Below are 25,564 nucleotides of genomic sequence, written 5' to 3'. Positions count from 1 at the left end.
ACGTTGAATGCCTTACCAACCGAATGACCTGCTCAGCCGGCATTTTCAGGAAAGCGGCCACGACCTCGTCGGCAAGGTCGAAGAACAACTCAACCTGGTTTCACCTGACAGCCCCAACCTCCCCATCTACCGCGACATGATCCTGACCGTGCTGCGCATGGCCCAGGACGACCACAACCGCTGGAACGCCAAGATCACCCTGCAGGCCCTGCGCGAACTGGAGCAGTCGTTCCGCACCCTCGAACAGTTCAAGGGACGGCGCAAGGTCACGGTGTTCGGCTCGGCGCGCACGCCGGTGGAGCACCCGCTGTATGCCCTGGCCCGTGAACTGGGCGCCGGGCTTGCCCGCTCGGGCATGATGGTCATCACCGGCGCCGGCGGCGGGATCATGGCCGCCGCCCATGAAGGCGCCGGCCGCGACCACAGCCTGGGGTTCAACATCACCCTGCCCTTCGAGCAGCATGCCAATCCGACCGTGGGCGGCACCGGCAACCTGCTGCCGTTTCACTTTTTCTTCACCCGCAAGCTGTTCTTCGTCAAGGAAGCCGATGCGCTGGTGCTGTGCCCGGGGGGCTTCGGCACCCTGGACGAAGCGCTCGAAGTGCTGACCCTGATCCAGACCGGCAAAAGCCCGCTGGTGCCGGTGGTGCTGCTGGACGCACCGGGCGGCACGTTCTGGCAGAGCGCACTGGACTTCATCCGCCAACAACTGGAGGACAACCGCTATATCCTGCCGACCGACCTGAAACTGATGCGCCTGGTCTTCAGCGCCGAGGAGGCGGTGGAGCAGATCCAGCAGTTCTACGGCAACTTCCACTCCAGCCGCTGGCTCAAGCGCCAGTTCCTGATCCGCATGAACCACAGGCTCAGCGACCAGGCCCTGGCCCACATGCAGGACGCCTTCGCCGACCTGTGCCTGAGCGACCGGTTCCACCAGCACACCTTCAACAGCGAAGAAGACGAGGCCCAGTTCAGCCATCTCGCGCGGCTGACGTTCGCGTTCAACGCCCGGAACCACGGACGGCTGCGTGAGTTGGTGGACTACATCAACCTGCCGGAAAACTGGGCCCGGTCCAGACCGCAAACCCCACAACGCAGCCGGGAGCCCTCGAAGGCAACGTGAGGGCAAAAAAAAACGGCCCGCTATCGAAATAGCGGGCCGTTTTCATTTAATCGTCCATCCCTCGACCGCTGAACAAGCGGTTGATCATCTCCATCGAGAATCCCCTGTAGGCCAGGAAACGGCCTTGTTTGGCCCGTTCCTTGGCGTCTGCAGGCAGTTGCCCGGAGAACTTGCGTCGCCACGTATCCTCCAGTTGCGCCTGCCAAGGGATAGCGCTCTCGCGCAAGGCGAGGTCGATGTCGGCACGCTGCAAACCACGTTGGCTCAACTCTTCACGAATCCGCATCGGGCCGTAGCCGGCGCGGGCGCGGTAGGAGACAAAGCTTTCGAGGTAGCGGGCTTCGCTGAGCAGGCCCTCTTCCGTCAAACGGTCGAGGGCGGATTCGATCATTTCATCCGGGGCGCCGCGCTGACGCAGCTTGCGCGTCAGTTCGACCCGACCGTGCTCGCGTCGTGCGAGCAGGTCCATGGCGGTTCGCCGCACCGCGACGAGGGTATCGAGTACGGCGGTCGTCATCGCTGCAATCAGATGTCGGCGTCAGCCATGTCGTCTTCGGTCTCAGTGACCGAAGCGCCAGCCTTGGCATCTGCAACGGCCGACGAAGACAGCAGCTTGTCGCGCAGTTGCTTCTCGAGCGCGGCGGCGACGTCCGGGTTGTCCGCCAGGTACTTGGCCGAGTTGGCCTTGCCCTGACCGATCTTGGTGCCGTTGTAGGCATACCAGGCGCCGGACTTCTCGACGAAGCCGTGCAACACGCCCAGGTCGATCATCTCGCCGTTGAGGTAGATGCCCTTGCCGTACAGGATCTGGAACTCAGCCTGACGGAACGGCGAAGCGACCTTGTTCTTCACGACCTTGACGCGGGTTTCGCTGCCGACCACTTCGTCGCCTTCCTTCACCGCGCCGGTGCGGCGGATGTCGAGACGAACCGAAGCGTAGAACTTGAGCGCGTTACCGCCGGTGGTGGTTTCCGGGCTGCCGAACATCACGCCGATCTTCATGCGGATCTGGTTGATGAAGATCACCAGGCAGTTGGCGTTCTTGATGTTGCCGGTGATCTTGCGCAGCGCCTGGGACATCAGACGGGCTTGCAGGCCCACGTGCATGTCACCCATTTCCCCTTCGATCTCAGCCTTCGGCACCAGCGCGGCCACGGAGTCGACGATGATCACGTCAACGGCGTTGGAGCGCACCAGCATGTCGGTGATTTCCAGGGCCTGCTCGCCGGTGTCCGGCTGGGAGACCAGCAGGTCGTCGACGTTGACGCCCAACTTGCCGGCGTACTCGGGATCCAGGGCGTGTTCGGCGTCGACGAAGGCGCAGGTCGCGCCGGCCTTCTGGGCCTGGGCGATCACGGACAGCGTCAAGGTGGTCTTACCGGACGATTCAGGGCCGTAGATCTCGATGATCCGGCCTTTTGGCAGGCCGCCGATGCCCAGTGCGATGTCCAGACCCAGAGAGCCGGTGGAAATGGCCGGGATCGCCTGACGGTCCTGATCGCCCATACGCATTACGGCACCCTTGCCGAATTGACGTTCGATCTGACCCAGGGCCGCAGCCAAGGCTTTCTTCTTGTTGTCGTCCATTAAAGTCCTCACGTAATCAATAAGGCCTGACGGCCAACACCTGTATAAGTAGCCAGTATTATTCCACAGCGTTCGAGGATCGCCTACCCCTGATTTTCGATTTCTCGTGCCGTCAGTCGCAGCAACCCCTCTAGCGCGGCCTTCACCGTTTGTCGGCGGACGTCGTCACGGGTGCCGGGGAAGTGCTGCACCTCGCTGCACACCGTATCGCCCGCGCCCCAGGCCAGCCACACCGTGCCCACCGGTTTGTTCGGCGAACCGCCGTCCGGCCCGGCCACGCCGCTGACCGCCACGGCGAAGCGCGCCCGGCTGTTGGCCTGGGCACCGCGCACCATGGCCTCGACCACTTCGCGGCTGACCGCGCCCACGGTCGGGAACAGCTCCGCCGGCACATTCAGCTGCAAGGTCTTCTGCCGGTTGGAATACGTCACGTAGCCGGCCTCGAACCATGCCGAGCTGCCGGGAATGCGGGTGATCGCCTCGGCGATCCCGCCGCCGGTGCAGGACTCGGCGGTGGTGACGTGGGCGTTGAGCAACTGCAGGCGCCGGCCAAGTTCGGCGGCCAGTTGGGTGATTTCTTTCACGGCGCACTCCGGATCGGATGGGATGTGCACCACCGTACACGAGCCCATGGCGCATGCAAGGCGCAGGCTCATTCAAGATGTGAAGGTGCGGGCGCCAGGGTCCTGACATAGGCCTGGCAGGCCTGCAGGGCGATCAGTCCGCGGTCGCCTTCGTCGGTGATGGCGACAATTCGTTGAGCATGCGCCGGGTCAAGTCGGGCGCGTAGGGCTGCATGATCCACGCCGCCGGCGCCGGGGGCGGCGGGCAGGTCGCAGCCATGGGCAACGTCGCCGGCATCGACGAGGACTGACAGGCGCAGATCAGCAGTGGCAAGGCGGTCGCGCAGGCGAGCCTGATCACGTTGGGCATCATTGAGCGCTCGGTAGTGGGTCTGTTCGCTGGCCTGGAGCCGTTGCTCCAGGGCCAGGCGCTTGTCCTGTTCGGCCTGTTGCGCGGCGGCGGCCGTCAGGGTGAGTCGATTGAGGACTTGGGCATGTTCAAGGGCCTGTTCGGCCAGTCGCCGGCCGTAGCGCCAGTCCTGGAACCGCCAGGCCAGCGCCGCCGCCGCGACGGCCAGCAGCGCGATGCCGGCCAGCCGCCAGAGGTTCAGGCCGAGACCGGGCATAGCACCGCCCTCGCCCGCCCCCAGAGCTCCAGACGGTCCTGCAGGCCGTTGAGCCCGCCGTTGATGCGCCGGGTGATGGTGTTGAACTGGTCGCGGTCGGCCAGTTCGTTCAAGCCGTTCTGCGCCCAGAACCACGCGGCGGACTCGGCCGCCCATTGCGGCTGCTCCAGCAGTTCCGGCAGGGCCAGCAGGCGTTCGTCGCCGAACAGCCCGAGGCTGCATTGCCGATAGTTGGCGCGGCCGGTGATCTGGATCAGCCCTCGGCCGCAGTATTTCTGCCCGTCGCCGTCGGCTTCGGGGGTGTTGCCCAACCGGGCCGCGAGGGCGCCGGTGTCGTATTTGCTCAGGTACTGCTGGCTGCCCAGTTCCCGCACGTAGCGCAACTGGCCCGACTCATGGCCGACCTGGGCCAGGAATGCGGCAATGCGCTTGGGCGTGTCGATGCGCTGGCGGGCCATGGCGGCGTTGAGCGCCGGAACGAAAACGCCCGCTTGGGAGCGGGCGTTCGGCATGATGCTGACAAGCTGGTTTTCGGTGATTGGCATGATGTTCGATCCTCCCTGGATACTGCGATTGAATCACGGTTGGCGGGAGAAAACCGCCAACCAGTTGTTTTCCAGAGTTTTCACGCTTGATCCTTTAATGAAGGGTTTAAATGATGCGCTTGAAAAAGCCCAGGACGCCGCGCTGCGGTTCCTCTGCGTCGGGATCGTCAAGCCGGGGCAGCACCTGCCCTCCCGCCGCCAGCCACGCCTGATACTCGAGCCAGTCGCGGTTGCCCGGATCCTGCGGAATGTAGGCCGTGTCGCTCAGGCGCATCACGCCTTGTGCGGTCAGTCGATAGTCCATCGTTCCTCCTAGATTTCGGCATCGGCCGTCCATTCGATCTGCAGGGTCTGTCCGGGGGCGCTGCCGACGGGCGTGACGGTGGCGAACGAGATCGCACGGTCCGTCAGGCCCTGCAGGAACGTTCCGGTGCAGGGTTTGCCGATCGACTGGTTCCAGACCTGGGCGCTGTTTTCACCCGGGCAGTAGGCCACGACCGTCGGCAGGACGCGCTTCTGCACCAGCATGCCGATCGTCATGCCGTACTGGCCGGTGTTGGCGGCCGGGACTTGAGTGAATGTCGAGATGCAGGTGCCGGAGCCGTTGTTCGCCCGGATCGGCAGTCCCCCCGTGAACGAGCGCTCGAAATAGCGTTGGCAGTCGCTCAGTTCCTGCGCTTCGGTGCGGCGTTCGAAAGGCGTCGGCACCGGCCCCTCCTCCAGCTGGATCCGGGCCAGATCCACGGTCTGCAGCACATTGAGCGGCAGGTCGAAGGCCAGCCTCAGGTGATGGTTCGCCCCCAGCATCTTTCCGGCGAGGCCCGGCACCTGAAATGAAACGCTGTACTGGGCCCAGGCAGTGCCGACCTGAACGTCGCCGACCGCTCGCTCGACCGTTTCCGAACCGGCCGCGCCGAAGTTCTGGAAGATCATGACCCGCAGTTGCCGGGCCGCGTCGGAACGGGCCCAGAACGAAACGGTCGCCGTCCTGCCCGCCAACGTCCTGACCGATTCGACGTTCTGGGAAATGCGATGCACGGTCGAGCCGGTGCCGGCCGCCGTTTGCTGCCAACGCAAAAATGCCTGAGGCTCGCCCGCGACTTCGCCTTGACCGGGAACGAAGCTTTGCCGGCTGATCGCGACACCGGCATTGCCGTTCCAGTCGCAACGGAAACGGTCGGCCACGAAGCCGCCGATGTTCGGTGCCGGGTTGGCGGTCCCGCGTTGCCAGATATCGAAACCGCCGTTGATCAGCACGTTCTTGCGGTACACCTGCACCGGAAACTGCTGCAGCGGATCCGGCTTGGCCAGCTGGCGGATGGCCCTGGCCAACTGATCGGTCTGCTCCTCGTCCGGCGTCAGTCCGGCAGCGGTGATCGCATTGAGGATCTCTTCAGTGACGCTGTTGCCCCAACTGGCCGGAATCAGGGAACCCGGCGTTCCGGCGATCGCGTCTTCGTCGACGAATCGGCCGTTCACCAGCCCTGAGCCAGGAATGCGCTTGGGATAGTCCATGTGAATCTCCTGGGTCAGATCGCCGAAGCCAACCAGCGCGGCGCCGCCGGACGATGCTCGCTGAACGGAAAGAACGAGCCTTGCGGCCAGTCCCGCAGCGCACGCCGGTAGGTTTGCAGTTCGGTGTATTGCTCGGTGGTCAGGGTGGTGCCGCCGCCGTCCTCCAGCTCGTCGCGGTCACGGGCCACCAGGCCGTCGGTGGCGGCCAGTTGCGCGTCGCGCCAGCGGCGTTCGGCGTCGGCGGCCTCGTCGGGCGTCAGCGGCGGCGGATCGGTCAGCACCGGAAAGCCGTTGTTGGGATTGACGCCGATGACCTTCGCCACGACCGCCTGCTGCTGCAGCAGGGAAATCCAGTAGTCCTGGGGAATCTCGATGACATCGCCGGGAATGTCCGACGAGTTGATGCCCGGTACATAGACGCCCCGGGTGCTGGCGCTGAACAACACTTTGAACGCGTTCATTCAATACCCCTTCGCAAAGTAATTCACGCTCCAGCCCTGCTGCACTTGCCCTGCGCTGTTGCGGATTCTCAGCGTGCAGCCCTGCTGGGTGACGCTGCCGCCGACCAGGGCGACCATCGCCGCATCGCCGCCCGAGTGAGTGGCCACGAGGGACGAAAACGCCGTCGGGAACGAAATGGGAAAGGTGACGAAAACGTTGCCGTCGGCATTTGAGGTGCCGACTCCCCATTGCTCGATGTTGCCGCTGGGATAGCGCTGATACCCGACATTGCCGTAGACGCCGAAATGGGCCGTGGCGTACCGGTCGCTGACCGAACCGCCGTACAGGCGCCACTGGCCGCTCAGCTTGATGAATTGGGCGCTGTCGCCGATGCCGAGCTTCAGCGCGCCGAAGGTGCCGTTGCAGGTTTCGATGGTTTCGCTGGCGGCGGGATTGATGGTCAGGACGCCGTTGCCGGCGTTGATGACATGCACGGTGCTGGCATGGGCAAGCCCGGCGATGGACGGCAAGGTCGCCGTGATCGGCGTCCCGCTGGCGAAACTGGCCACGCCGCCCACGCTCGATGCGCTGAGGGCGGTGCTCACCGCATAGGACGAAAAACCGGAAAACTGCAGGCCGCTGCGGGTCACGAACCCGGTGGTCGCGACCGACTGGCCGTTGTCGAACTGCGGCGGGGTGACAAACAGCTTGCTGCTGCGTAACGCCTTGAGCAGCTGGTCATTAGCCGCCTCGGTCGGCGTGATGCCGGCCGTGCGGATGACATTCAGCAGTTCCTGGGTGACGCCGTTGCCCCAACTGGCCGGAATCAGCGACCCCGGCTTGCCCGAGACCGGATCCTCATCGACGAATTGGCCGTCCACCAGGCCGGCGCTAGGTACATTGTTCGGATAATCCACTGTTCTTCTCCTGATATTGAAATGACAGCCGCCGCGATGGCGTCAACCGCCGTCGGCACCCAGCCATGGCGGAGCCGCCGGTCGCTGGGTTGCGCCGGCACCTGGCCAATCGCGCAGGGCCTGGCGGTACTGGAGCAGCGCCAGGTACTGCGGCGCGGCCAGGGTCGGCGCGCGGCCGAGCTCCTGCTCGTCGCGGTGGCGCGCCATCAGCCATTGGGTGTCCGCCAGCACGGACTCGCGCCAGGCCTTTTCCTGCGCCCGCGACGGTTCTTCCGTAATGGCCGGTGCTACTGGCACCGACGCGACCGACGCGGGCGCCGGTTCGGCGGCCCGCCGGATATCGCCCAGCGGCGCACCGATCTCGACCTCGGCGCCCTCAGGCACCTGCACCATCGACTCGACGAAGGACGGGGCGTACAGCTGGGTGATCGCGTAGTCCCCGGTGTCGATCAGTTCGACGGCAATGCCGTTTTCCACCCGTGCATACAGGGCCATTACGCGTACTCCCAGATTTCACAGAAAGCGTTACCGCCCGCACCGCTCACGAAAGAGGTGGAGGCACTGTTCGAGCAGGCACCGCTACCGCCCGATCCACGGACGCCGGGCCAACCGTTTCCGTTGACGCCGGTGAAAGTGCCGCCGCCGTCGAACGGGCTTGCGCCACCGCCGCCGGAGAGCATTCCCCAATTGTTGTTGAACATCGCAAAGCTTCCGGTGTTGCCGCGGGCATTGGCCAGGTTGCCGCCGGTGACGGTCAGGCCGCCCACGCCGCCCTGCACGAAACCGGAAGCTGTCGCCGTCACTGCAACGGTCAGCACCTGCCCGCCCCCGCCGCCTGCCGCACTCATGTAAGCGCCGAAGGAAGCGCCACCGCCCGCCTGCCCGGCCGCGTTGCGCGCGGCACCTCCCGCGCCCAGCGAAACCGGCACGCCGGCGAGCATTTGCGCAGTGACGTCATAGAAGCTCTCGCCGTAGGCGCCCGATCCGCCGCCTCCGCCGATCGCCAGGGAGTTGGCCGGCACCGGCCCGCATCCGCCCCCGGAGCCGCCAGCCCCGATCAATCTCACGCGGATCCGCTTGGCCCTGGGATCAGGCTGGTACACCGTGATCCCGACCGTGTCGAACTGCTTGACCGCCAATAGCCGTCCGGTCGCATCGGTGATGCCGTAGCCGCTCAGCGTGGTCGGGGTGTTTCTCAGTTTGGTGAAGTCGACCAGGGCACCGATGGCCGAGGCGAGCTGATCGTTGCGGGTTTCGTCGGGCGTCAGCCCGGCCGCCTTGATGGCGTTGAGGATTTCTTGCGTCACGCTGTTGCCCCAGGCAGCGGGGATCAGCGAGCCCGGCGTGCCGACCACGGGGTTCTCATCGATGAAGCCGCCGTTGACCAGGCCGACGCCGGGGATGCTTTTGGGGTAGTCCATTGCACAACCTTCGAATGGGTTTCTACGGGCAGCCGAATGCCGGCAGCACTGAACCGCCTGTAGAGGGGTGAGGGAGTGTCAGTCAGGCGGAGGGCGGCACCGCGGTGCGGCCCGGCGCGACCGGCCAGACGATGTTGCGCGGATAGTCCGCCTGCTGCTCGATCTGCGACAGGTGGATGGCGTAGCGTTTCCAGGCCTGCATCATCGCGACCTGATCGCTGCCCGCTTCGCCCAGTTCATAGGCGTACTGCAGCGGCGCCACACGGATGACCGCTTCACGCAGACGGTTATCCCGATCGATGTCGGCCTGCGCCGCCAGACCTGCTCGCTCGGCCTCTTCATCCAGCACCCAGTCACCTTCCTTCCAGAAGCAGTAGGCGTTAGGCCGGGGTTTGACGGTCAAGTGATCGGGCAACGGCCCCAATTGGGTCCAATACAGGGCATTGCCGTTTTCCTTGAAATAAACCGTTCGGTTGCGCAGATCGATCAGTTGCACCGCTTGCTGATCGCGCCATACCCAGACATGGCCCGGCTCGGCGGCAGGCAATGCTTCAGGCAAGCCGATGGCGTTGCCCGGCACCACAACGCCCAACCCCGGATATTCCGGGAGTTCGACGGGCCCGGTCATTTCCTGGGTCAGTTCGTTGACGTAGTAGAAAGCCATAAGCACCTCAAATGAGTTTAAGACGGCCCGGATAGGCGATGTTCCGAGGCCGGGCCAAGCCCCAGTACGGGGAGCCGAAGTTTTCGGCGGCCGTCGCGGCGACGTAGTAGGTCAGCCCGGTATAGGCAGTCGGATCCGCCCCGATCGTCGCCAGGTTGCCGATCCCGTGGACCGCCGGGGCGGAACCGTTGTCGCCGGCGATGTTGGTGCCGGTCTGCCAGGAACCGGCCACCCGTGAGGCGTCGATGTTGCGCTGCTCATCCAGCGTCCGGATGAATTCGCCGCGCACTTCCGGGCCCCGGAAGGTCTTGACGCCGTCGCCGCTGCTCCAGCCGCCCGCGCGGTCGGCCTCGGCGCGCAGCATCCCGGACTGAACGGCGTGATCCCACAGCCATGGCCATTCGGCGCGCTGGAACTCTCTGCCGTTCAGTGCGCCGTAACCGCCGGGACTGAGGGCGGTCGAACTCTCGTACACGATCCGCCCCAGCGCCGTCCCGTCAAACCGCCCGACCGGCCACCAGTTGCCCGAGCCGTCGCTGCGCAGATGCCACCAGTCGCCCGCCCCCATCAACACGAAAAACGGATAGCCGCTGGCGGACAGGTGAGTGTGAAACCTGATCCGGTCGTTGCCGCCGGCCTGCACGACCAACCGGTTGGCGCTGTTGTCGGTGCGGCGGACAATCACGTCCCGCACGCCTGACAGCGCGTTCACCGCCGGCAGGGTGACGGTCGTGTCCGCCGTGCCGGCGCTGATCAGGACCAGCCCCAGCTCATCGGCGCCCAATACCCTCGATCCGGACACCTCGACGACTTTTGATGACATGGGGCTGGCCAGGCTCAGCAGCTTCTTGACGGCCGTCAGCAACTGATCGTTCACCCCTTCGGCCGGCGCGATGCCGGCCGCCTTGATGACGGTCAGCAGCTCTTCGGTCACACCGTTGCCCCACACCGCCGGAATCAACGAACCCGGCGTGCCTGCCACCGGGTTTTCATCGACGAACCGGCCGTCGACCAGGCCGACGCTGGGGACGCTTTTTGGATAATCCATACTTCAATCCTTTATCTGAATCATGGTTGCGGGGCCGGCGAGGCGGCCGCGGCTCACTCGGCTTTCAGCCAGGCGGGTTTCTTCGGCCGGGAGCGTACGGAAGGAAATTTCTTCGTCTGCGGCCACTTGCGCAGCGCTTGCAGATAAGCCAACAGCGACTGGTATTCGGCGTCCGACAGCGTGGTGGACTTCATCAACTCGACTTCATCCCGATGGCGGTCACGCAGCCAGACCACCCGATCGAACTCCTTGTCGCGCCAGGCCTTGGCCTGCCGCGCCGTTTGCTCGTCCGAGACCGGCGCGGCCTCGATCAACACCGGCAGCCCCTGGTCGTCGTGAGACCGCTCGGTTCCCGCCGCCGGATTGGCGATCACCGTCTCGTAGCGCTCATCGTCGATTTCGACGGCATCGTCCGGCAGTGAAGTGTGATGACCGGCCAGATAGGTGTTGCCTGTCGTACGGCTATAGAATCGTTTCATTTCAGTTCCCCACGCTCACGACGCTGATGAAGCCCGTGCCGCCGGAGTTGCTCATCACCTGCACCTGATTCACGTCGAAATAGGTCACCAACGGCGGCGTGGTGATGTCCAGATAGGGGGCGTTCCCGGCGTGCGAATAACTCGCCCAGGCACCGCTGCACTGGTTCTTGAAGGCCAGCGGCCAAGACTTGGACACGTAGCCTTTGTCCACGCTGATCGTGACCAAGACCCATTGGATGGTGAAACCGCCCATCCAGGCGGGGAACACGACGTAGCCGTTTTCCCCGAAGCTGTAGGTGACCCCCAGCCGCAGTTTCTTCGGCGTCACGACGGTGGCGTCATCGGCGCCGGCATTGACCTGCGCCTGGGTGGCGATCCGCGCCCAGCCCAGCACCGACTCGGTCGCCTGCGCCAGTTTCTTTTCGATGGCCTGAAACACTCGCAGCGGCGTCATCAGGCGAACGCTGCTGGTGCCTGACTCCGCTTCGTCCTTGCTCGCCAACGCGTCGTTCTTGCTCTTCTCGACGATCGCTGAGATCGCCGCCTTGAGCTGCGTGCTGTCGCCTTCGTCCGGCACCAGCCCGGCGGCGGCGATCGCGTTGACGATTTCGTCCGTGACGCTGTTGCCCCAGCGAGCCGGGATCAGCGACCCCGGCGTGCCGGTCAGCGGGTTCTCATCGACAAACTTGCCGTTCACCAGCCCGGAGCTGGGGACACTCTTCGGATAATCCATTCCGTCAAACCTCCCTAGTCATAATTGATGTGCACCTTGGTGTGCGCCGGCGCCGCGCGGTGGATCAGGCATTCGAGCGCCGAGCCCGGGTTGACGCCGAAGCGTTCGCCCCAGTAGCTCGCGCCGTAGCGCCGGCCCAGCAGCAGGCGGCCGCCGGTGTTGAGCGTCCACATGAACTGCGCCTCCCAGGTGCCGAAGTGCGCCGCGCCGAACCGCGAGCGGCCCATGCGCGGGGCTTCGAGCTCGGTGATGGTGGCGTTGGGGTAGCCCTGGCTCTTGGCGATCTCAAGGTAGTAACCGACGGCCTGGCTGCCGACCGCCAGCAGGCGGCGGCGCACGGCCAGGCGGCGGTCGTCGAACAGCGGCGTGGCGCCCAGGCACGGGTCGGGCAGGTTCATCACCTTTTCCCAGTCCGGCACCAGTTCGCTGACGCCGGCCGGATCCATCTCGTTGAGCAGGTCGGCGGCGCGGGCGTCGAGGCGCGCCAGTTCGACGGCGACGCCGTGCAGCACCTCTTCCAGCTCCGGCACCCGTTCCGGATCCCAGGCGGGCCCCGCGGGCAGCAGCGCGCGCAATTGCGCCTGGTATTGCGCGGCGGTTCTGATCACCCCCATACGCAACCTCCGAAGGTGAGCAGTTCGCTTTGCCCGGCCGGTACGTTGGCGACCGGCGCGGTGAGCGTGTGGTCGTACTCGCCGCCGGCGCTGCTGATGGCTTCGCGGATGTGGCTGATCAGCAGCGACTGGCCGAGGTCGGCCTCGCGGTTGTGCAGGTCGCGCAGCTGCGCCTCGACCGCCGCCCGCACCGCCGTGGTGTCCGGATTGACGCTCAGGCGATAGGTGACCGGCACCTGCACCGGCCGCTGCACATGCACCTCGGCGGTGACCGGACGCAGCGGTTCGATGTGGGCCTGGACCTCGGCCAGTTGCTCGTCGTTGGGCACCGGTTGCGGGTCGTCGTCACGCATGATGAACACCGTCACGGTGCCCGGGCCGAGCAGGCCGCCGCGGCACCAGGCGCGGGTCACGCCGGGGCATTCCAGCGCCCAGGTCTCGTAGTCCTGGGCCGAGCCGCCGTGGGGGATCACGCGGTAGGAGCGGATCACCCGCGAACGCAGGGACTCCAGGCTCTCCCGCGCCACACCGCCGCTCAGGCCCGGCGCCGCGACCACGAAACTGTTGCCGACAACGCCGGCGACCGGCTGCACCGGGGTCAGCGCCAGGCCCGCATCGGCGTTGCCCAGGCTGCCGGCGTCGAGCGCGGCGACGGTGGTGGTGTTGGTGCCGCTGACCGTGGTGCGCGCGGCGGTGACCTTGTAGGTGCGACCGTCGCTGGCCTGCAGCAGCGTATCCACGTCCAGCACCGCGCCGGCCGCAGCGCTGAAGCTCACGCTGCCGGTGGCGGCCTGGGCGGCCTTGCGCGGCTGGTTCAGGCGCAGCGCGGCGATCCGCTCAAGGGTCGATTCGTCGGCGGTGTCGGGCAGGATCTGCTCGGCGATCCAGTCAAGGTAGCCGTACAGGCCGAACGCCGCGCCGCCGAGGGTGCGGGCCAGGACTTGCGCATCGGACTGGCGCAGCGAATCGCCGGCCAGGTCGCTTTGGGTGCGCTTGATCAGCACCGGCAGCGAAGGGGTTTCAAACGGCATAGATCACCTGCCAACTGTTATCGGGGTTGATGTCCAGGCGCTCGCCGTCGGCCAGGGTCAGGACCGTGCGCAGGTTCAGGCGCTGGGCGTCGAGGCGTTCGCTGATGAGGTCGATGGCGCTGCAGTGGCCGTCGTCGATCAGCCATTGCAAAGCTTCGCGGGCGTAGAACTCGGCGTCCATCTGGGTCTGGCGGGTCAGCTTGACCCGCCGCAGCAGCCACAGCCGCGAACCGATGCGGTCATCGGCCACGGTGGGAAAGCTGTCGCCCCACCAGCCGAAGCGTTCCTCGTCGTCGAGGGCGTCGTCATCGGCGGCGCGCCGCCAGGTGAACAGGCTGATGAGCACCGCGCGGGTCAGCGCGGCGTGGAGGTTATGGCCGATGAGCATCAGGCACCTCCCGCAGGGGCTGCGGTCTGGCCGTTGCCGCCCTGCACGCCGCCGTGCACGTGCTTGATCTGGCTGATGGCGCCGGCGACCTGGTCGCCCTTGGACACGATCTTGCCGGTCTGGTTGATCACCGGCGTGTCGAAGTTCACCGCGCTGCTGGCGCGGATGTTGAGCGTGGCGGTCTCGATGTCGATGATCCGCCCGCGCTTGAAATGAATCTTGTCGCCTTCGTCGGTGTAGATCGCCACCTCGCCCGCCGCCAGCGATTGCAGGCGGTAGCGACGGTCGGCGACCACCAGGGCGATGGCGTGGGAACGGTCGCCGCCCAGAAAGGTGACGACGCCCTCGGCGCCGGCCAGCGGATGGCTGGTGAAACCGTAGGGTTCGAAATGCTCCAGGTCATCGTTCACCTCGCCTGCGGTGAGGCGCATCTGCAGCGATTGCAGCTTGGAGGCCGAACTGGCGAGCACGACAGTGCCGCGCGCCAGCAGGCGTGTCAGTAGGCTCATGGGGTTTCCTTCAGAGTTGGGCCACGACGCGATCCACCGTGGGAGCGGCGGTGCGAAGGCGTTGCGTCAGTCGAAATCGATTGGCCTGGCCGTCCGCCTTCGCGAGCAGGCTCGCTCCCACAGGGGGTCTGCGGCGCCGCCAGACAGTGGGAGCCAGCCTGCTGGCGATGGCGTCGGTGCAGACACCGCAGGGGCGGCGCGAAGCTGGCTCAGGCTTTCTTGGGCGGTGTGGGGTTGGCGTCGAAGGTGTGCGGCGGCGCCACCTGCAAGGTGGTGACCGAGCCCTGTGCCGACAGCGAATACGTCACCTTGGAGATCAGCATGTCGCCGTCGAAGCCGAGCACCGGATCCTTGACCCGCACCAGCGTGTTGTGCCGCCACAGGTCGCCGTTGGACTGGCGCCAGCCCTGCACCTGGTAGGTGGTGGACTGCGCCCGGCCCATGCGGGTGGCGCTTTCCCACTGGGCGCGCTGCTGGGCGAGCTCGAAGGTTAGTTGCGTGCCTTCGTTGATCACCGTCGTGCGCCGGCGCTTGAAGGTCAGGTCGGCGGCCACCGATTCCACTTCGCTGGCCGCCGCCCCGCTCTTGGCGTCGGTGCCCTTCTGCTGGCCGATCACCCGGTATTCGGAGAACACCTGGCTGTAGTCCATCGGCGCACTGGCCGAGAGGATGTTCTTGCCCAGCTCCAGCGCATCGCTGGCGCGCCCGCTGCTGCCGGGCTTGGCCAGCACCAGCCGGCCCTGCTCGTCATCGGTGGAGTACACCCGGAACAGCGAGAGCAGACGGTCGATGGACTGGAACACGGTCTCGCCCGGCACGATGGTGTGCTTGGCCAGCCGCGAGGTCTCGGGAATCTCGTTGACCACCGTCTGCGAATACTCCATCGCCAGGGCCTGGACGATGCTCAGCAGCGGTTGTTCCTGCCATTGGCTCGGCCGGTTGGTCGCGGCGCAATCGACCAGGTCCTGGGTCTTGGAGCTGCCTTCGACCGACAGGCTGATCTGCCGCCCGTCGTAGCGGATGGGGGCCTTGAACACGTACCCGGTCAGCACCAGGTCCTTGCCGATCCTCACCTCGCACGGGTCGCCGGGCTTGATCCGGCTGTCGGTGGTCTGCCCCGGCCACTGCCAGGTGATGTCGAGCTTGAAGGTGCGGAACTGCCGCTCAAGGTCGGCGGTGATCTCCACGCTCTTCCAGCCGCCGTACTCCACATCGTTGACCGTCAGCGTGACGCGGTTGTCTATCTCGCTCATGGCTCACTCCCCGGTGACTTTCACATCGTTGGGCGAGAAGCCGGGATGCGTGATGCCGTTGCGCTGGATCACTTCGGTGACCCGGGTGGCGTCGGCGAACTGCTTGTACGCCACCACCACGGCCGGAAAGCTTTCCTGGAACGACTTGCTGACCTGGCGCACGCCGGAGGTGGCCACGGCCTGAAGGTGCGCCTTGAGCGCATCCTTTACGTCGCTGATGGCTTGGTAGTGCGCGGGGCTGGCCTTGTCGAGCATCGGGTTGATCGCCTCGACCAGCGCGTTGCGCAAGGCTTGCAGGTCGTCGGTCACCGGCACTTCCTGACGGGTGACCGGCAGTTTGGCCTGGTGCTCCAGCGACGGCGTAGACGGCAGCTTCACCGGGGCGGTCGCCACCGGCATCGACGCCACCCACTGCGCCACCTTGACCAGTACGGTGTCCTGCACCAGGTCGGTCATGGCCTGCGCCGCGGCGGTGGTGTCCTTGCCGGTGGTGAGCTTCGGCGCGTCGACCTTGCGGATGGCTTCGAGCTGCTGGGACACGTCGGCGATCACGCCACGGTAGCCCTCCTTCGCGAAAGCCTTGAGCTCCTTGATGTCGCCGAGAAGCCCCTTGAACTCCGCCGCCACTTCCTTGGGCAACTCCTTCACCGCCTTCACCAGCTCCGTGATCTGCCGGTACTGATCGATCAGCGGCTTGAGCTGTTCCTTGATCACGTCATACACCCCGGTGAGGCTGTTGCGCAGGTTGGCGATGCCGATCCGCGCGGCCTTGATCAGGGTCATGGCTTGCTCGAAGCGCGCCACCGCCGAGCCCAGCAGCGTGTCCGCCTTGGCCAGCAGCACCTTTTGGGTGCTGACGGTCACGGTCGGGAACGGCAGCGGCACATCGGGGTAGAACTTCAGGGTGAAGGTCACCAGCCCGCCGTCCTGGCGGGTGTGGGTCATGTCGCACTCGCCGACCTTGACCTGCAGGCGCCCCAGCCACGGGTGCACCAGCTCGCCGCTGCCCTGCTCCAGCGCCTTGAGCAGCTTGTCGCGCTGCTCCAGGCAATCGGGGCCGACGATGAGCGCCGTCACGTCATGGATCTTGGCCTGCTGGCCCAGGTCCTCGAAGAACGGCAGGTCGCGCTGCGGGTATTCGTGCAGCTGCCCCTTGCGGCCGACCGGGGTCTTCGCCTGGTCGATCCAGAAGCCGACGCCGCGAAAGGACGCCGGCAACAAACGGTCACGCCAGCTCATTGGAACCTCCCATGGACAGCGAGCGATAGCCGATGCGCGAACTGAGCGCCAGCCCCGGCTGATTGGTTTGCGGTTGATCGGTGCGCAGCCCCGCCGGCGCATTTTCGAAGCGGACCGTCAGGCCGCCTTCCAGTTGCGTACGGTTGTTGGCGGCGCTTTGCTGGATCAGGGCACCGGAACTCTGCGGCAGCGAACCGCCCTGCAACGCGGCGGCGCCTTCAGGATTCGAACCGCCGAAGAACGCCGGCGCCAATTCACCCTTGCCTTCGGCGTTGGTGCGGCGCTGCGCTTCGGTCAGCCCTTCGACCTTGCCGGTGACCTTGGCGATCAGGCCGGCGAAACCGCCGTCGAACAGTTCCTTGATCGGAGCGATCACGGTCTGCAGCTTCTGCCACAGCTCGCCGAACCACTCGGTGATCGGGCCCCAGTTCTTGATGATCTGCCCCAGGGGCGACCACTCGAACATCGTGCGCAGGAACTCCATCACCGGTGCGGCCAACGCTTTCACCACATCCCACAGCGCGGCGAACACTTGGCTGACCGGTTGCCAGTACTGGGCGATCTGCTCCAGCGGCGACCATTCGAACAGGGCCGCGAAGAAACTCTTGACCTGTTGCGCCGACGCCAGCAGCGCTGCCCAGACCGGCTCGAAGAAGGTGACGATGCTGCCCCAGTTGTTGATGATCAGCCCCAACGGGGAATAGTCGAACAACGTGACGAAGAAGCCCTTCACCGCCTGCGCCGCCGGCAGTAGCGAGGCCCAGAGCGACGCGAAGTACCCGGTGATCGCGCCCCAGTGGTTGATGACCATCCCCAGCGGCGTCCAGTCGAACAGCCCTTTGAGGAACGCCGTCACCGGCACGCTCAAGGCCTTGAGCAGTTCCCAGATCGCCGAGAACAGCCCGGTCAGCGGTCCCCAGTTTTCGATGATCATGCCCGCCGGCGACCAGGAGAACAGCGTCCTGAAGAACTCGAACACCGGCTCGGTGACCGCCTTGACCTTGTCCCAGACGCCCGCGAAGAACCCGCTGACCGGTTCCCACAACGCCGCCAGCGCCTGGAGCGGCCGCCAGTCGAGCACCGACCGCAGCAACGCCATAGCGTTGGCCGCGGCGTTTTTCACCCCGTCCCACAACCCGCTGAAGAAGGCGGAGATCGGTGTCCAGTTGGCCACGATCAGGCCGGCCGCCACGGCAATGCCCATGGCGATCAGCATGATCGGGTTGGTCTTGAGCACCATGCTCATCAGGTCGAAGACCTGGGTCGCGCCGGTCACGGCGGTCTGCATCGCCGAAAACGCGATGGCCCCCGCCGCCAGGCCTTCGACCAGCTTCGGGTTGTCGTTGAGCAGGCTGCCGACCTGGGTCAGCATCGGCTCCAGCGCCACCACCAGCGTGCCCACCGCCGGCAGCAGCGCGGCATCCACGGCGGCCGACACCTTCTCCATCGATGCGCTGAATACGTTGAGGTTCTGCGCGGCGGCCTTCGGCGCGGCGGGCATGTCGACGGTTTTCGCCGCATCGCCCACCTCGGTCAGCTTGCCCTGGAACGCCGCCGCCGACTTGATGCCATCCACGAACGGCGTGATCACGCTGTCGCCCTTGAACAGGCCGCTGATGTCCAGCTTGCCGAGGCCGGTCTGCTCGAGGTTTTTCTTGAAGCTGTCGACCTTCGCCCGCAAGGCACCGAGCTTGGGCGACAGCTCGTCGATGCCCGTGAGCAGCACCGACGCCTTTTCCTTGGTTTCTGTCTCTGCCATCACTGCACCTGCTGCATCGCATTGATCCGTTGCGCGTGCTCCAGCGATTCGCGAAGCACATCCAGTGGCCTGGCCATCATCTGTTCGGGGTCAACCTTCCAGAACCAGGCCAGGTCATAGGCGACCGAAATCAGGTCGGTGATGGCTCCGACGCCGCACTCATGAAAAAACTCGCGACGGCCCAGCTCAGCGCGTTGAGGTCAGCCAGGTCCAACTGGTTGACCGACGACGGCGGAATGCCGGCGCACACGGCGATGTACTTGGCCGCGACGTCCATGTCGAGACTGACTTCTTCGCTCTTGTCGATCTTGTACGGCAGCGCCTTGATCGCCCGCACTTCCTGCACCGTCGGACGGCGCAGGACGAGTTCGGTCAGGGGCTCGCCGTGAGCTTCGATCGCAACTTGAAGCTTCACGGCGCCGCTCATTGCCAGGTCCCCTTGATGCCTTCGAACTTCAGTTCGATGGTGGCGTCATCGCCCTTGGAGACCGGCTCTTCGACCAGGTAGGCGCCGGCCAGCACGTAGACCTTGCCGTTGCTGAATTCGCAGGTGACGGTGATGTCGGTGCCTTCGACCAGCTTCTTCAGCGGGAAGTCGGCGGTGTGCAGCGCGGTCACCTTGAACGATGGCGCGATGTCGGTTTCCTTGTAGAAGCCCGGCACGACGGTCTCGCGCTTGACGGCCATCAGCGGGGCTTCGCAGCCGCCGTTGATGGTCAGTTGCGCGCCGTCCACTTTCACGTAGCAGGTGCCTGCAATCAGTTGACCCATGGTGTTACTCCCTTCAAAAAAAAGCCCACGCGGGGTGGGCTGGATTCACAGAACCGAACGGGCCGCTCAGGCGACGTCGTCGTACTGCAGGCGGAATTGGTTGAGCAGCGCGAACACGCGCAGGCCGTTGATGTAGTCCGGCGGGAACAGCACGTTCACGCGGCTCGGGTCCTGCACGTCGCGCTCGACGATCAGGTGCTCGGCGAACAGCTCGGCGTTCTCCACATGGCCTTCCAGTTCCAGCTTGGCGTACTGGGCGATCAGCTCGCCGCGAATGGTCGCCGGGGTGACGATCGGCTGGCCGGCGCCGAAGCGGGTGCCGTCGGAGGCCAGCTTGTGGCGGCCGTACTTGCTGGTGATCACGCTTTGCAGGCGACGCACGATGTACGCCGACTGATGCATGGTCTCGCTGTCCAGATAGGAGTTGTCGGCCTGGCCGAACGCGTTCTTCTGGTAGGTGGTGATCGAGCGCTGGATGCGCACGTAGCCGCCTTCGTAGTAGGCGGTGGCGATGCCGTAGTTGAGCAGCGACTGACGCTCGGTCAGGGTGAAGCGTTCGCTGGCCGGCGCCGGATCCACGCCCGGCAGGCTGCCGCTCTGGGTCGGACGGCTGGCGTCGGCGGAGATGAACACCGAAGTGCGCGCGGCGAGCGCGGCGGCCTGCACCCAGACCGGCTGCGGAACGCCCGGCTCCAGGGCCTGGATGGTCATGTGCTGGTCGTTGCGGGCCTGACCGGCCGCCACCAGGGTGCCGACGGTGCCGCGCTTGGCGCTGTACACGTGGCCGAACAACTGCTTGGCCCAGGACCAGCGGCCGGTGCTGTCGTCCATCACCGCTTGCCAGGTGTTGAGGGTGGCCAGGTCCGACCACGGCAGGCAGATGAACTCGAACGGCTCGTCGCCCAGTGCGGCGACCGCCGCGACCTGGTCCGGCACGCCGGTGCCGCCGCCCATGACGGTGGTGACCGCGACGGTCAGACCGGCCGGGGTCTCTTCGCCGTTGCTCTTGCCCAGGCGGTTGAACTGCAGGCTGATGTCGTTGCCGCTGGCGCCGGTCCACTTGGCGCTCAGGGTGATCACGCCGTCGGCGGCGGCCGCGCTCACCGGCAGGTCGGCCGTGGCGTTGATCTTCTGCACCAGGGCCGTGGCGGCCTGGGCGGCGGTGGCGCCGTTGACCACGGTGGCCTGCACACGCACGCCGCCGACGTACAGGTTGAGCTGGCCGGCCTGGGTGGCGGTGCCGGTCAGGGTCAGCACGCCCTTGGCGATGCTGCCGTCGGTGCTGTGCAGCGGCAGGCACCAGATCTCGCCGACCGGGTCGGTCTTGCGGAAAGTCTCGTACATCGAGGCCAGCATCGAGCCTTGGCCGCCGATGCTCTTGGCCAGCGCCACGCTGGACACCAGCACCAGCTTGCCGACGTCGGCCGGGGCGATGTTGTCGTTGACCTGGGCCACGATCAGGCGGCGCATGGCCGACGTCGCGCTATTGGCCGCCGAGTTGTCCATTTCGGCATAGAACAGCGGTACACGAATGTCCGCGGGGATGTTGCTGAATCCGATCGCCATTATTTGGCTCCCTGTGGTTTAGCCGCTTTCGCGGTTTTGATGGTGATGTCGCCGTCGGCCAGGCGCCGGCGCCACCAGGCGCTGTCCGTCACTTCGCGGCCCTCCTGGGGCAGCAGGTCGCCCGCTTCCGGGTCAGGCACGGCACGGCCGGCGGCCGGCAGCACGGTGATGCGATTGCTCATGGGGTTACGTCTCCAGAGAAAGTCATTTCCAGGCGCCCGTCGGGCCCCGGGCGTTTGAGGTTGGGGTCGGCCGGGTCGATCGCATCGACCCGCACAGTGACCCCGGTGAAGGACGACAAGCCGTCCAGTTCGCGTTCGTGCCAACTCTCCGCAGGCTGACTCGCCAGATTGCGGCCGAGCTGGAACTCGGCAAAAAAGCGCAGCCGGTACAGGACGCGGCTGCCGTTGATCGAAACCAGTTCGCCGCCGTCGTAGGCGATGGCGCTGTAGTCGCCGCCGGGCTTGAAGCCCACCAGCGCGCGCCACAGTTCGGCGCGCAGTTCGTGCAGCCGGTCCAGCGCTTCTGCGGCGTCCGTGGCGTCCAGCACGAGGACGACGTCGAAGCGGTCGCGCACCGGTTGCCGTGCGGCGTTCTGCGCGGTGCTGGCGCCGGCCAGGTCGGCTTGCGGCGTGACCCAGGCCGACGGCAGCGGCAGGTTCGGATCGTTCAGGTCGCCCCCGGCCGCCACATGGTTGGCCAAGCCGGGGCATTGCTCACGCAGCTGCGTGAGGATCGGGGTGATCTTCATGGGTGCGTTCCAAAGTCGGGGGGATGAGGATCTGCAGGCTCGCGCCCACAGGGGGCATGCGAAGTCAGGCTTTGGCGTCGGCCTTGGGATCCAGGCCGCTTGCCTCGATGAGGCAGCGGTAGCTTTCCTCGCGCTTGCCGCTGGCGGTGACCTTGTCGATGGACCAGCGCCCGCGCATGAAATCCGGCCAGGTATCGTCAAGCACCAGCAGGCCCTCGGCGGACAGCCTCGGGTCGCCGGGGCAACTGACCTTCACCTTGTATTTCTCCCGCAGCATCTTGCGCACTTCGCCCTCGCCCACGGCTTTGGCCTCTTCCTCGCTGGGCAGGGTCTGGCGAAGGGTCTTGTACGGTGCAAGGCCGGTCTTGACCTCCCGCATCACGCAGGCGGCGGCATCCCAGAACGTGGTCTTGCAGCCTTGGTTCTGCGTGCGGGCGGTCTCTTCCAGAACGGCGCTGATGAACGCGTGGTCGCCGGGGCGGTTGTCGCTCGTCACCGACAGCCGGGCGTCCGGCAACACCTTGCCGGACAAGGACTTGACCTGCCCCGGCCGCGCCAGCACATACAGTTCGTTCACCGGTTTGGCGATCACCTTGTACTTGCCGGCCAGCCGTGTGATGAAGCCCATGTCGGTCTCGTTCGACTGGTCGACGTGGGCGATCCGAATCATCGCCAACGCGGGATCGACCCGCGGCGAAAAGCCGTGCCGCGACACCAGCTCGCGAAACAGCGCGCCGAGGGTGGTGGGGCCGTGGCTGGCCGTGCGGCGCTGCTTGAAGCCGGTCTCGTCCTTGGCGCTGAACGGCGCCGCCGTGGCCACCAGCGTGAGTCGCAGCGGAAACAGGGTCGGCGTGAGGCGGGTGACCTTGAACTGGCCCTTGTCGACCAGGCCGGATTCCAGGTAGCCCACCCGCAGGCCGATGTTCCCGCCCAGGGACGGCAATCCGGCGAGGCCTTCCAGGTCGAGCACCAGCGTCAGCTGGTCGGACTCAAGCCCGGCGGCATCGATGTGTTCCCAACTGATCAGGCGTTGGTTGAGCAGGGCCGCGTTGGCCCCGTAGATCTCGACCGACGGCGTGAATCCCAGTGCCATGCCGCCTCCTTAGTCCCAGGCCGTGACCGGTTTGATCGCGGTGGGTTTCGTGTCGAGTTCGGGCAGCGTCACCCAGACGTCCGCCGGCAGGACCGGGCCCTGCTCGGCCAGCGCCGGATTGAGCGCCCACAAGGCCTCTTCGGCCTGATCGTCGCTGCGGCCCGACTCGCGGTAGAGCAGCAGGTTGACCGAGTCGCCGGCCACGCTCCGTACCTTACGCATTGTTGAACTCCGCCAGTTCGAGGGTCCAGTCGACGACCATCGCCGTGCCGTCGTCGATGACCTGGCTCTGGTTCTCCTGGATGTTGTTGATCCGCCACAAGCCCCAGTTGCGACCGATGCCGTCGATCAACGGCAGCGGCATGCGCAGGGCCTGCAACGCCCGCAGCTCATCGAGCCGCTCCATGGCCACGGCGTGCATCGATTTGCCGGTGACGGTCAGGGTTTGCGGTTTCTGCCCGGTCTGATGGGCCTTGGGTTTGCTGGTGAGGATCGGCAGTTCGCTCCAGCCGCCGTCGGACTTGCGCGCCAGCGTGCTGTAGGCGAAGCCGCGGGACAGGCCGAAGATGAAACTGCCCAGTGCCATTTGCTGTTTCATCCGGCGACTCCATCGGTCAGGGCCGCATCACGGCGGGTGGCGAGCGGGTTGTGGGTGAGCATCGGCAGGAACTGGCCATGGAACTGCCCGCTCAGTTGCTGCCCGATGATCGTGCGGATCTGCTCGGCCGTGTCCGGTGCCGGGCACGTGACCTGGATCGACGGCGAAAAGGTGACCTGCTGGGTCTGGCTCGGGGCGTTGACGAGGTTCTTGGCGACGTCTGCCGGCGGCGCGAGTTTGTCGACCGCCGGGGCGGCCAGTTTCTCTCCCAGCCAGGCACCTGCCGTTCCGCCGATGACGCCACCGATGGCCGTGCCGATGCCCGGCAGCAAGAACGAGCCGATAGTGGCGCCGATGGCCGTGCCCGCCAATTGGCCGGCGGCTCCGCCCACCGCTTGGTCATCGCCTTCGCGCCAGCCTTTCAGGCCTTTGTAGGCGGCGCCGGCAAGCATCAGCGGCGTCGCGGCCTTGCTGACGAAGGGCACCGCCCTGGCCATCAGCGGCATGACCTTGGCCCCGGCACTGCGCAACGCGGGCATGACGCGGGCGGCGGCGCCCCTGATCGACGGCATGACCTTGAGCGCCGCGCTGCGCAGACGGGCCAGCGGGCTTTGGCGCACGGCGCCTGCCCGGGGCTGGGCGGGCTTGGCGGGAGCCTTGGCCCCCTTGCCTTGGCCCGGTTTGCGGCCGGACCGTTTCTTTTTGCGCCCGCCGTCACCCTCATCGTCACCGGTGATCATGTCGCCGATGTCGGACGGCAAACGCGCCGCCGCCAGGCGCAGCAGCCTCGCGGAGACCGCATCGAGCACCGAGGACACGCCGGTCTTCAGCGCGCCGGCCACGAACGGCGTGGCGGCCACCCCCAGCAACGTCAGCGCTGCCGTGACGAACGGGAACGTCTCGGCTGCTGCGCTCAGCCCGTTGACCAGCGCCGTGAGCCCTACGGCAATGCCATCGGTCACCGGCGCCAGCGCCGTGCCGACGGACGTGGACAGCCTGTTGAGGCTCGCGTCCAGTGCATTCCAGCGCCCCTGGGAGGTATTGCCGTAGGCCTCGGCGGTCGCGGCCGCCGATCCTGCGCCCTCGCCGCGTTTGGAGGTCGCGTACTGAGATTTGTCGGCCACCAGCCTGAAGGCAGTGCTGACATCCTCCGGCTTCTTCAGCAGTTCGAGCACCGCATCGTTGTTGCCGAACAGCGTCTTGGTCAGCGCAGCCTGTTTCTCTTCAGGCTGTTTCCTGAGTTCTTCAAGCACCAGCTTGATCGTCTGCGGCGCATCACTGCTCATGCCGCGGGCCAGCGACTCAGGGTTCAGGCCCATCTGCGCCCAGGCTTCGCGTTGCGCCGAGGACGCGGTTTCACCCTTGCCCAACGTCGCCGTGAAGCTCTTCAGCGCTGCCCCGGCGTCGGCCTTGCCGGCGCCGCTGTTGAGGAACGCGGCCGCCAATGCGGCCACTTGTTCGGGCGTCATGCCCGTCGCTTTCGCGCTCTCGCCGGCACTCTGAACGACAGCGCCGATGTCGGCGGCCTTGACGTTCAGGCCGCTGTTGCCCAGATGGCTGGTCGCGTCGGCCAGGTCCTGGCTCTGCAACCGGTCGAGCTTCAGCGTCGTGCGCCAGCCGGCCAGCATCTCGCCGGCCGCCTTGACGTCGATCTTGAACGCCGACGCATTGAGGGCGGCATCGCCGGAGAACGTCTGCAACGCGTCCCGCTTCTGCTCGCCCTTCAAGCCGTCGCTGATGCCGGTTCTGAGGGCGGCCAGTTGCACCTGCAGCAAGTCCGTACCCGTGGCGCCGCTGGGGGCGATCCGTTTGTCGCTGGCGGTTTCCAGGTTCTTTTCCGAGAGGGCCTGAAGCGATTCCTTGCTCAGGTGCAGCACCTGGTTCAGCTCGACCAGCGCCGTCTCGTTGGCCATGGCCGACTGAAGGCCTTTGGGCGGCGGACGCTGTTCGATCTCGGCCTTGAGCTTCGACTTCGGCTCAGGAGCCGCCGCCGGGGCTGCGGCCCCCGCCTTGAACAGTGATTGCTGGCTGACCAGCTGCTCGCGCAGCTTGATCTGCTCCTGGGTCAGCAAGCGGATGTCCACGCTCGCCAGGGCCAGCGTCAGGTTCAAGTCCTGCAGCGGCTTGCCCAAACCCTCGGGCATCACCAGTGCGCCTGCGCTGTTGCCGCCCTCACCGGCGTAGGTGAGCGCATATCTGTTTTCTGCCATGCCGCCCTACTCCTGTTTCACGCCAAGGCGAGTGATCGCTATGTCGTAGCGGCGCAACGCCTTTTCGGCGTCCCATTCCAGAATCTCCGCCTCACTTACCGGGTAAATGAGCGGCACGAC

The 25,564-nt window shown here is 66.1% G+C and carries 31 protein-coding genes and 1 pseudogene; 1 reads left to right on the top strand and 31 read right to left on the bottom strand.

Annotated elements, in window-relative coordinates:
• The first annotated feature begins 7 nt into the window (after positions 1-7).
• Positions 8-1,123 carry a TIGR00730 family Rossman fold protein gene (locus tag CAG31_RS12750; RefSeq protein WP_085581527.1) on the top strand — a complete coding sequence of 372 codons (1,116 nt, stop codon included), beginning with the start codon at positions 8-10 and terminating at the stop codon, positions 1,121-1,123.
• A 46-nt stretch (positions 1,124-1,169) separates the two neighbouring features.
• On the opposite strand, the gene recX is transcribed toward CAG31_RS12750, so the two are convergent.
• The 31 genes and pseudogenes from recX to CAG31_RS12595 form a co-directional block, all read right to left on the bottom strand.
• Entirely contained in the window at positions 1,170-1,640 is a 471-nt protein-coding gene (gene recX, locus CAG31_RS12745; RefSeq protein ID WP_085581525.1) for a recombination regulator RecX, read from the bottom strand.
• A gap of 8 nt (positions 1,641-1,648) precedes the next feature.
• Positions 1,649-2,710 carry a recombinase RecA gene (gene recA / locus CAG31_RS12740; RefSeq protein WP_085581524.1) on the bottom strand — a complete coding sequence of 354 codons (1,062 nt, stop codon included), beginning with the start codon at positions 2,708-2,710 and terminating at the stop codon, positions 1,649-1,651.
• Positions 2,711-2,793: 83 nt separating this feature from the next.
• On the bottom strand, positions 2,794-3,294 hold the full coding sequence (locus CAG31_RS12735) for a CinA family protein (protein ID WP_085581522.1): 501 nt from the start codon (positions 3,292-3,294) through the stop codon (positions 2,794-2,796).
• Between the two features lie 68 nt (positions 3,295-3,362).
• A complete protein-coding gene (locus CAG31_RS12730; protein WP_085581520.1) occupies positions 3,363-3,899 on the bottom strand; it encodes a lysis system i-spanin subunit Rz in 537 nt (178 codons plus the stop codon).
• The gene (locus CAG31_RS12725; protein WP_085581518.1) at positions 3,881-4,444 is read right to left on the bottom strand and encodes a glycoside hydrolase family 19 protein; all 564 of its coding nucleotides are present in this window, start codon (positions 4,442-4,444) and stop codon (positions 3,881-3,883) included. Before CAG31_RS12725 ends, CAG31_RS12730 begins: the two co-directional genes overlap by 19 nt.
• Positions 4,445-4,550: 106 nt before the next feature.
• Positions 4,551-4,748: a hypothetical protein gene (locus tag CAG31_RS12720; protein WP_085581516.1), complete on the bottom strand. Its 198-nt coding sequence runs from the start codon at positions 4,746-4,748 to the stop codon at positions 4,551-4,553.
• An 8-nt stretch (positions 4,749-4,756) separates the two neighbouring features.
• On the bottom strand, positions 4,757-5,959 hold the full coding sequence (locus CAG31_RS12715; RefSeq protein ID WP_085581514.1) for a carbohydrate-binding protein CenC: 1,203 nt from the start codon (positions 5,957-5,959) through the stop codon (positions 4,757-4,759).
• Between the two features lie 14 nt (positions 5,960-5,973).
• Positions 5,974-6,420: a phage tail assembly chaperone gene (locus tag CAG31_RS12710; RefSeq protein ID WP_085581512.1), complete on the bottom strand. Its 447-nt coding sequence runs from the start codon at positions 6,418-6,420 to the stop codon at positions 5,974-5,976.
• Positions 6,421-7,317, bottom strand: coding sequence for a phage tail protein (locus tag CAG31_RS12705; RefSeq protein WP_085581510.1), 897 nt, complete (start codon positions 7,315-7,317; stop codon positions 6,421-6,423).
• A 42-nt stretch (positions 7,318-7,359) separates the two neighbouring features.
• Entirely contained in the window at positions 7,360-7,812 is a 453-nt protein-coding gene (locus CAG31_RS12700) for a hypothetical protein (protein ID WP_085581508.1), read from the bottom strand.
• A complete protein-coding gene (locus tag CAG31_RS12695; protein ID WP_085581506.1) occupies positions 7,812-8,738 on the bottom strand; it encodes a hypothetical protein in 927 nt (308 codons plus the stop codon). The genes CAG31_RS12700 and CAG31_RS12695 overlap by 1 nt, the downstream gene beginning before the upstream one ends.
• A gap of 82 nt (positions 8,739-8,820) precedes the next feature.
• Positions 8,821-9,402, bottom strand: a complete 582-nt coding sequence (locus CAG31_RS12690) for a tail fiber assembly protein (protein WP_085581504.1) — start codon at positions 9,400-9,402, stop codon at positions 8,821-8,823.
• A gap of 7 nt (positions 9,403-9,409) precedes the next feature.
• On the bottom strand, positions 9,410-10,450 hold the full coding sequence (locus CAG31_RS12685) for a phage tail protein (RefSeq protein WP_085581502.1): 1,041 nt from the start codon (positions 10,448-10,450) through the stop codon (positions 9,410-9,412).
• Positions 10,451-10,503: 53 nt separating this feature from the next.
• On the bottom strand, positions 10,504-10,929 hold the full coding sequence (locus CAG31_RS12680) for a phage tail assembly chaperone (protein WP_085581500.1): 426 nt from the start codon (positions 10,927-10,929) through the stop codon (positions 10,504-10,506).
• 534 nt (positions 10,930-11,463) lie between these two features.
• Positions 11,464-11,662 (bottom strand): annotated as a pseudogene (locus CAG31_RS28680) (hypothetical protein); the annotation flags it as partial.
• 14 nt (positions 11,663-11,676) lie between these two features.
• Complete coding sequence (locus CAG31_RS12670) at positions 11,677-12,276, bottom strand: YmfQ family protein (RefSeq protein WP_085581496.1); 600 nt, start codon at positions 12,274-12,276, stop codon at positions 11,677-11,679.
• Positions 12,267-13,307 (bottom strand): baseplate J/gp47 family protein, encoded by a 1,041-nt coding sequence (locus tag CAG31_RS12665; protein WP_085581494.1) that lies wholly within the window; start codon positions 13,305-13,307, stop codon positions 12,267-12,269. The genes CAG31_RS12670 and CAG31_RS12665 overlap by 10 nt, the downstream gene beginning before the upstream one ends.
• Positions 13,297-13,695 (bottom strand): phage GP46 family protein, encoded by a 399-nt coding sequence (locus CAG31_RS12660; RefSeq protein ID WP_085581492.1) that lies wholly within the window; start codon positions 13,693-13,695, stop codon positions 13,297-13,299. The genes CAG31_RS12665 and CAG31_RS12660 overlap by 11 nt, the downstream gene beginning before the upstream one ends.
• A complete protein-coding gene (locus CAG31_RS12655; protein WP_085581490.1) occupies positions 13,695-14,204 on the bottom strand; it encodes a phage baseplate assembly protein V in 510 nt (169 codons plus the stop codon). The genes CAG31_RS12660 and CAG31_RS12655 overlap by 1 nt, the downstream gene beginning before the upstream one ends.
• A gap of 209 nt (positions 14,205-14,413) precedes the next feature.
• Positions 14,414-15,457, bottom strand: a complete 1,044-nt coding sequence (locus CAG31_RS12650; RefSeq protein ID WP_085581488.1) for a phage baseplate assembly protein — start codon at positions 15,455-15,457, stop codon at positions 14,414-14,416.
• Between the two features lie 3 nt (positions 15,458-15,460).
• Positions 15,461-16,696 (bottom strand): DNA circularization protein, encoded by a 1,236-nt coding sequence (locus CAG31_RS12645; protein ID WP_085581486.1) that lies wholly within the window; start codon positions 16,694-16,696, stop codon positions 15,461-15,463.
• On the bottom strand, positions 16,683-18,455 hold the full coding sequence (locus CAG31_RS12640; RefSeq protein WP_085581484.1) for a phage tail protein: 1,773 nt from the start codon (positions 18,453-18,455) through the stop codon (positions 16,683-16,685). The genes CAG31_RS12645 and CAG31_RS12640 overlap by 14 nt, the downstream gene beginning before the upstream one ends.
• A 130-nt stretch (positions 18,456-18,585) precedes the next feature.
• Complete coding sequence (locus CAG31_RS12635; RefSeq protein ID WP_003222226.1) at positions 18,586-18,882, bottom strand: phage tail assembly protein; 297 nt, start codon at positions 18,880-18,882, stop codon at positions 18,586-18,588.
• Complete coding sequence (locus CAG31_RS12630; RefSeq protein WP_085581482.1) at positions 18,879-19,226, bottom strand: phage tail tube protein; 348 nt, start codon at positions 19,224-19,226, stop codon at positions 18,879-18,881. The genes CAG31_RS12635 and CAG31_RS12630 overlap by 4 nt, the downstream gene beginning before the upstream one ends.
• Before the next feature lie 66 nt (positions 19,227-19,292).
• Positions 19,293-20,792 carry a phage tail sheath subtilisin-like domain-containing protein gene (locus CAG31_RS12625; protein ID WP_085581480.1) on the bottom strand — a complete coding sequence of 500 codons (1,500 nt, stop codon included), beginning with the start codon at positions 20,790-20,792 and terminating at the stop codon, positions 19,293-19,295.
• Positions 20,792-20,974 (bottom strand): DUF2635 domain-containing protein, encoded by a 183-nt coding sequence (locus CAG31_RS12620; protein WP_085581478.1) that lies wholly within the window; start codon positions 20,972-20,974, stop codon positions 20,792-20,794. The genes CAG31_RS12625 and CAG31_RS12620 overlap by 1 nt, the downstream gene beginning before the upstream one ends.
• Complete coding sequence (locus CAG31_RS12615) at positions 20,971-21,543, bottom strand: hypothetical protein (RefSeq protein ID WP_085581476.1); 573 nt, start codon at positions 21,541-21,543, stop codon at positions 20,971-20,973. The genes CAG31_RS12620 and CAG31_RS12615 overlap by 4 nt, the downstream gene beginning before the upstream one ends.
• 64 nt (positions 21,544-21,607) lie before the next feature.
• Positions 21,608-22,636, bottom strand: a complete 1,029-nt coding sequence (locus CAG31_RS12610) for a phage tail protein (protein ID WP_085581473.1) — start codon at positions 22,634-22,636, stop codon at positions 21,608-21,610.
• 9 nt (positions 22,637-22,645) lie between these two features.
• Positions 22,646-22,858 (bottom strand): tail protein X, encoded by a 213-nt coding sequence (locus CAG31_RS12605; RefSeq protein WP_085581471.1) that lies wholly within the window; start codon positions 22,856-22,858, stop codon positions 22,646-22,648.
• Positions 22,851-23,234 (bottom strand): phage tail protein, encoded by a 384-nt coding sequence (locus CAG31_RS12600; protein WP_085581469.1) that lies wholly within the window; start codon positions 23,232-23,234, stop codon positions 22,851-22,853. Before CAG31_RS12600 ends, CAG31_RS12605 begins: the two co-directional genes overlap by 8 nt.
• Positions 23,231-25,444 (bottom strand): phage tail tape measure protein, encoded by a 2,214-nt coding sequence (locus tag CAG31_RS12595; RefSeq protein ID WP_085581467.1) that lies wholly within the window; start codon positions 25,442-25,444, stop codon positions 23,231-23,233. The genes CAG31_RS12600 and CAG31_RS12595 overlap by 4 nt, the downstream gene beginning before the upstream one ends.
• Between the last annotated feature and the right edge of the window lie 120 nt (positions 25,445-25,564).

The organism is Pseudomonas sp. R25(2017) (assembly GCF_002112565.1).
Lineage (GTDB): Bacteria > Pseudomonadota > Gammaproteobacteria > Pseudomonadales > Pseudomonadaceae > Aquipseudomonas > Aquipseudomonas ekonensis.
The sequence above is the reverse complement of the archived record's forward strand: the minus strand, read 5'-3'. Positions and strand labels throughout refer to the sequence as shown.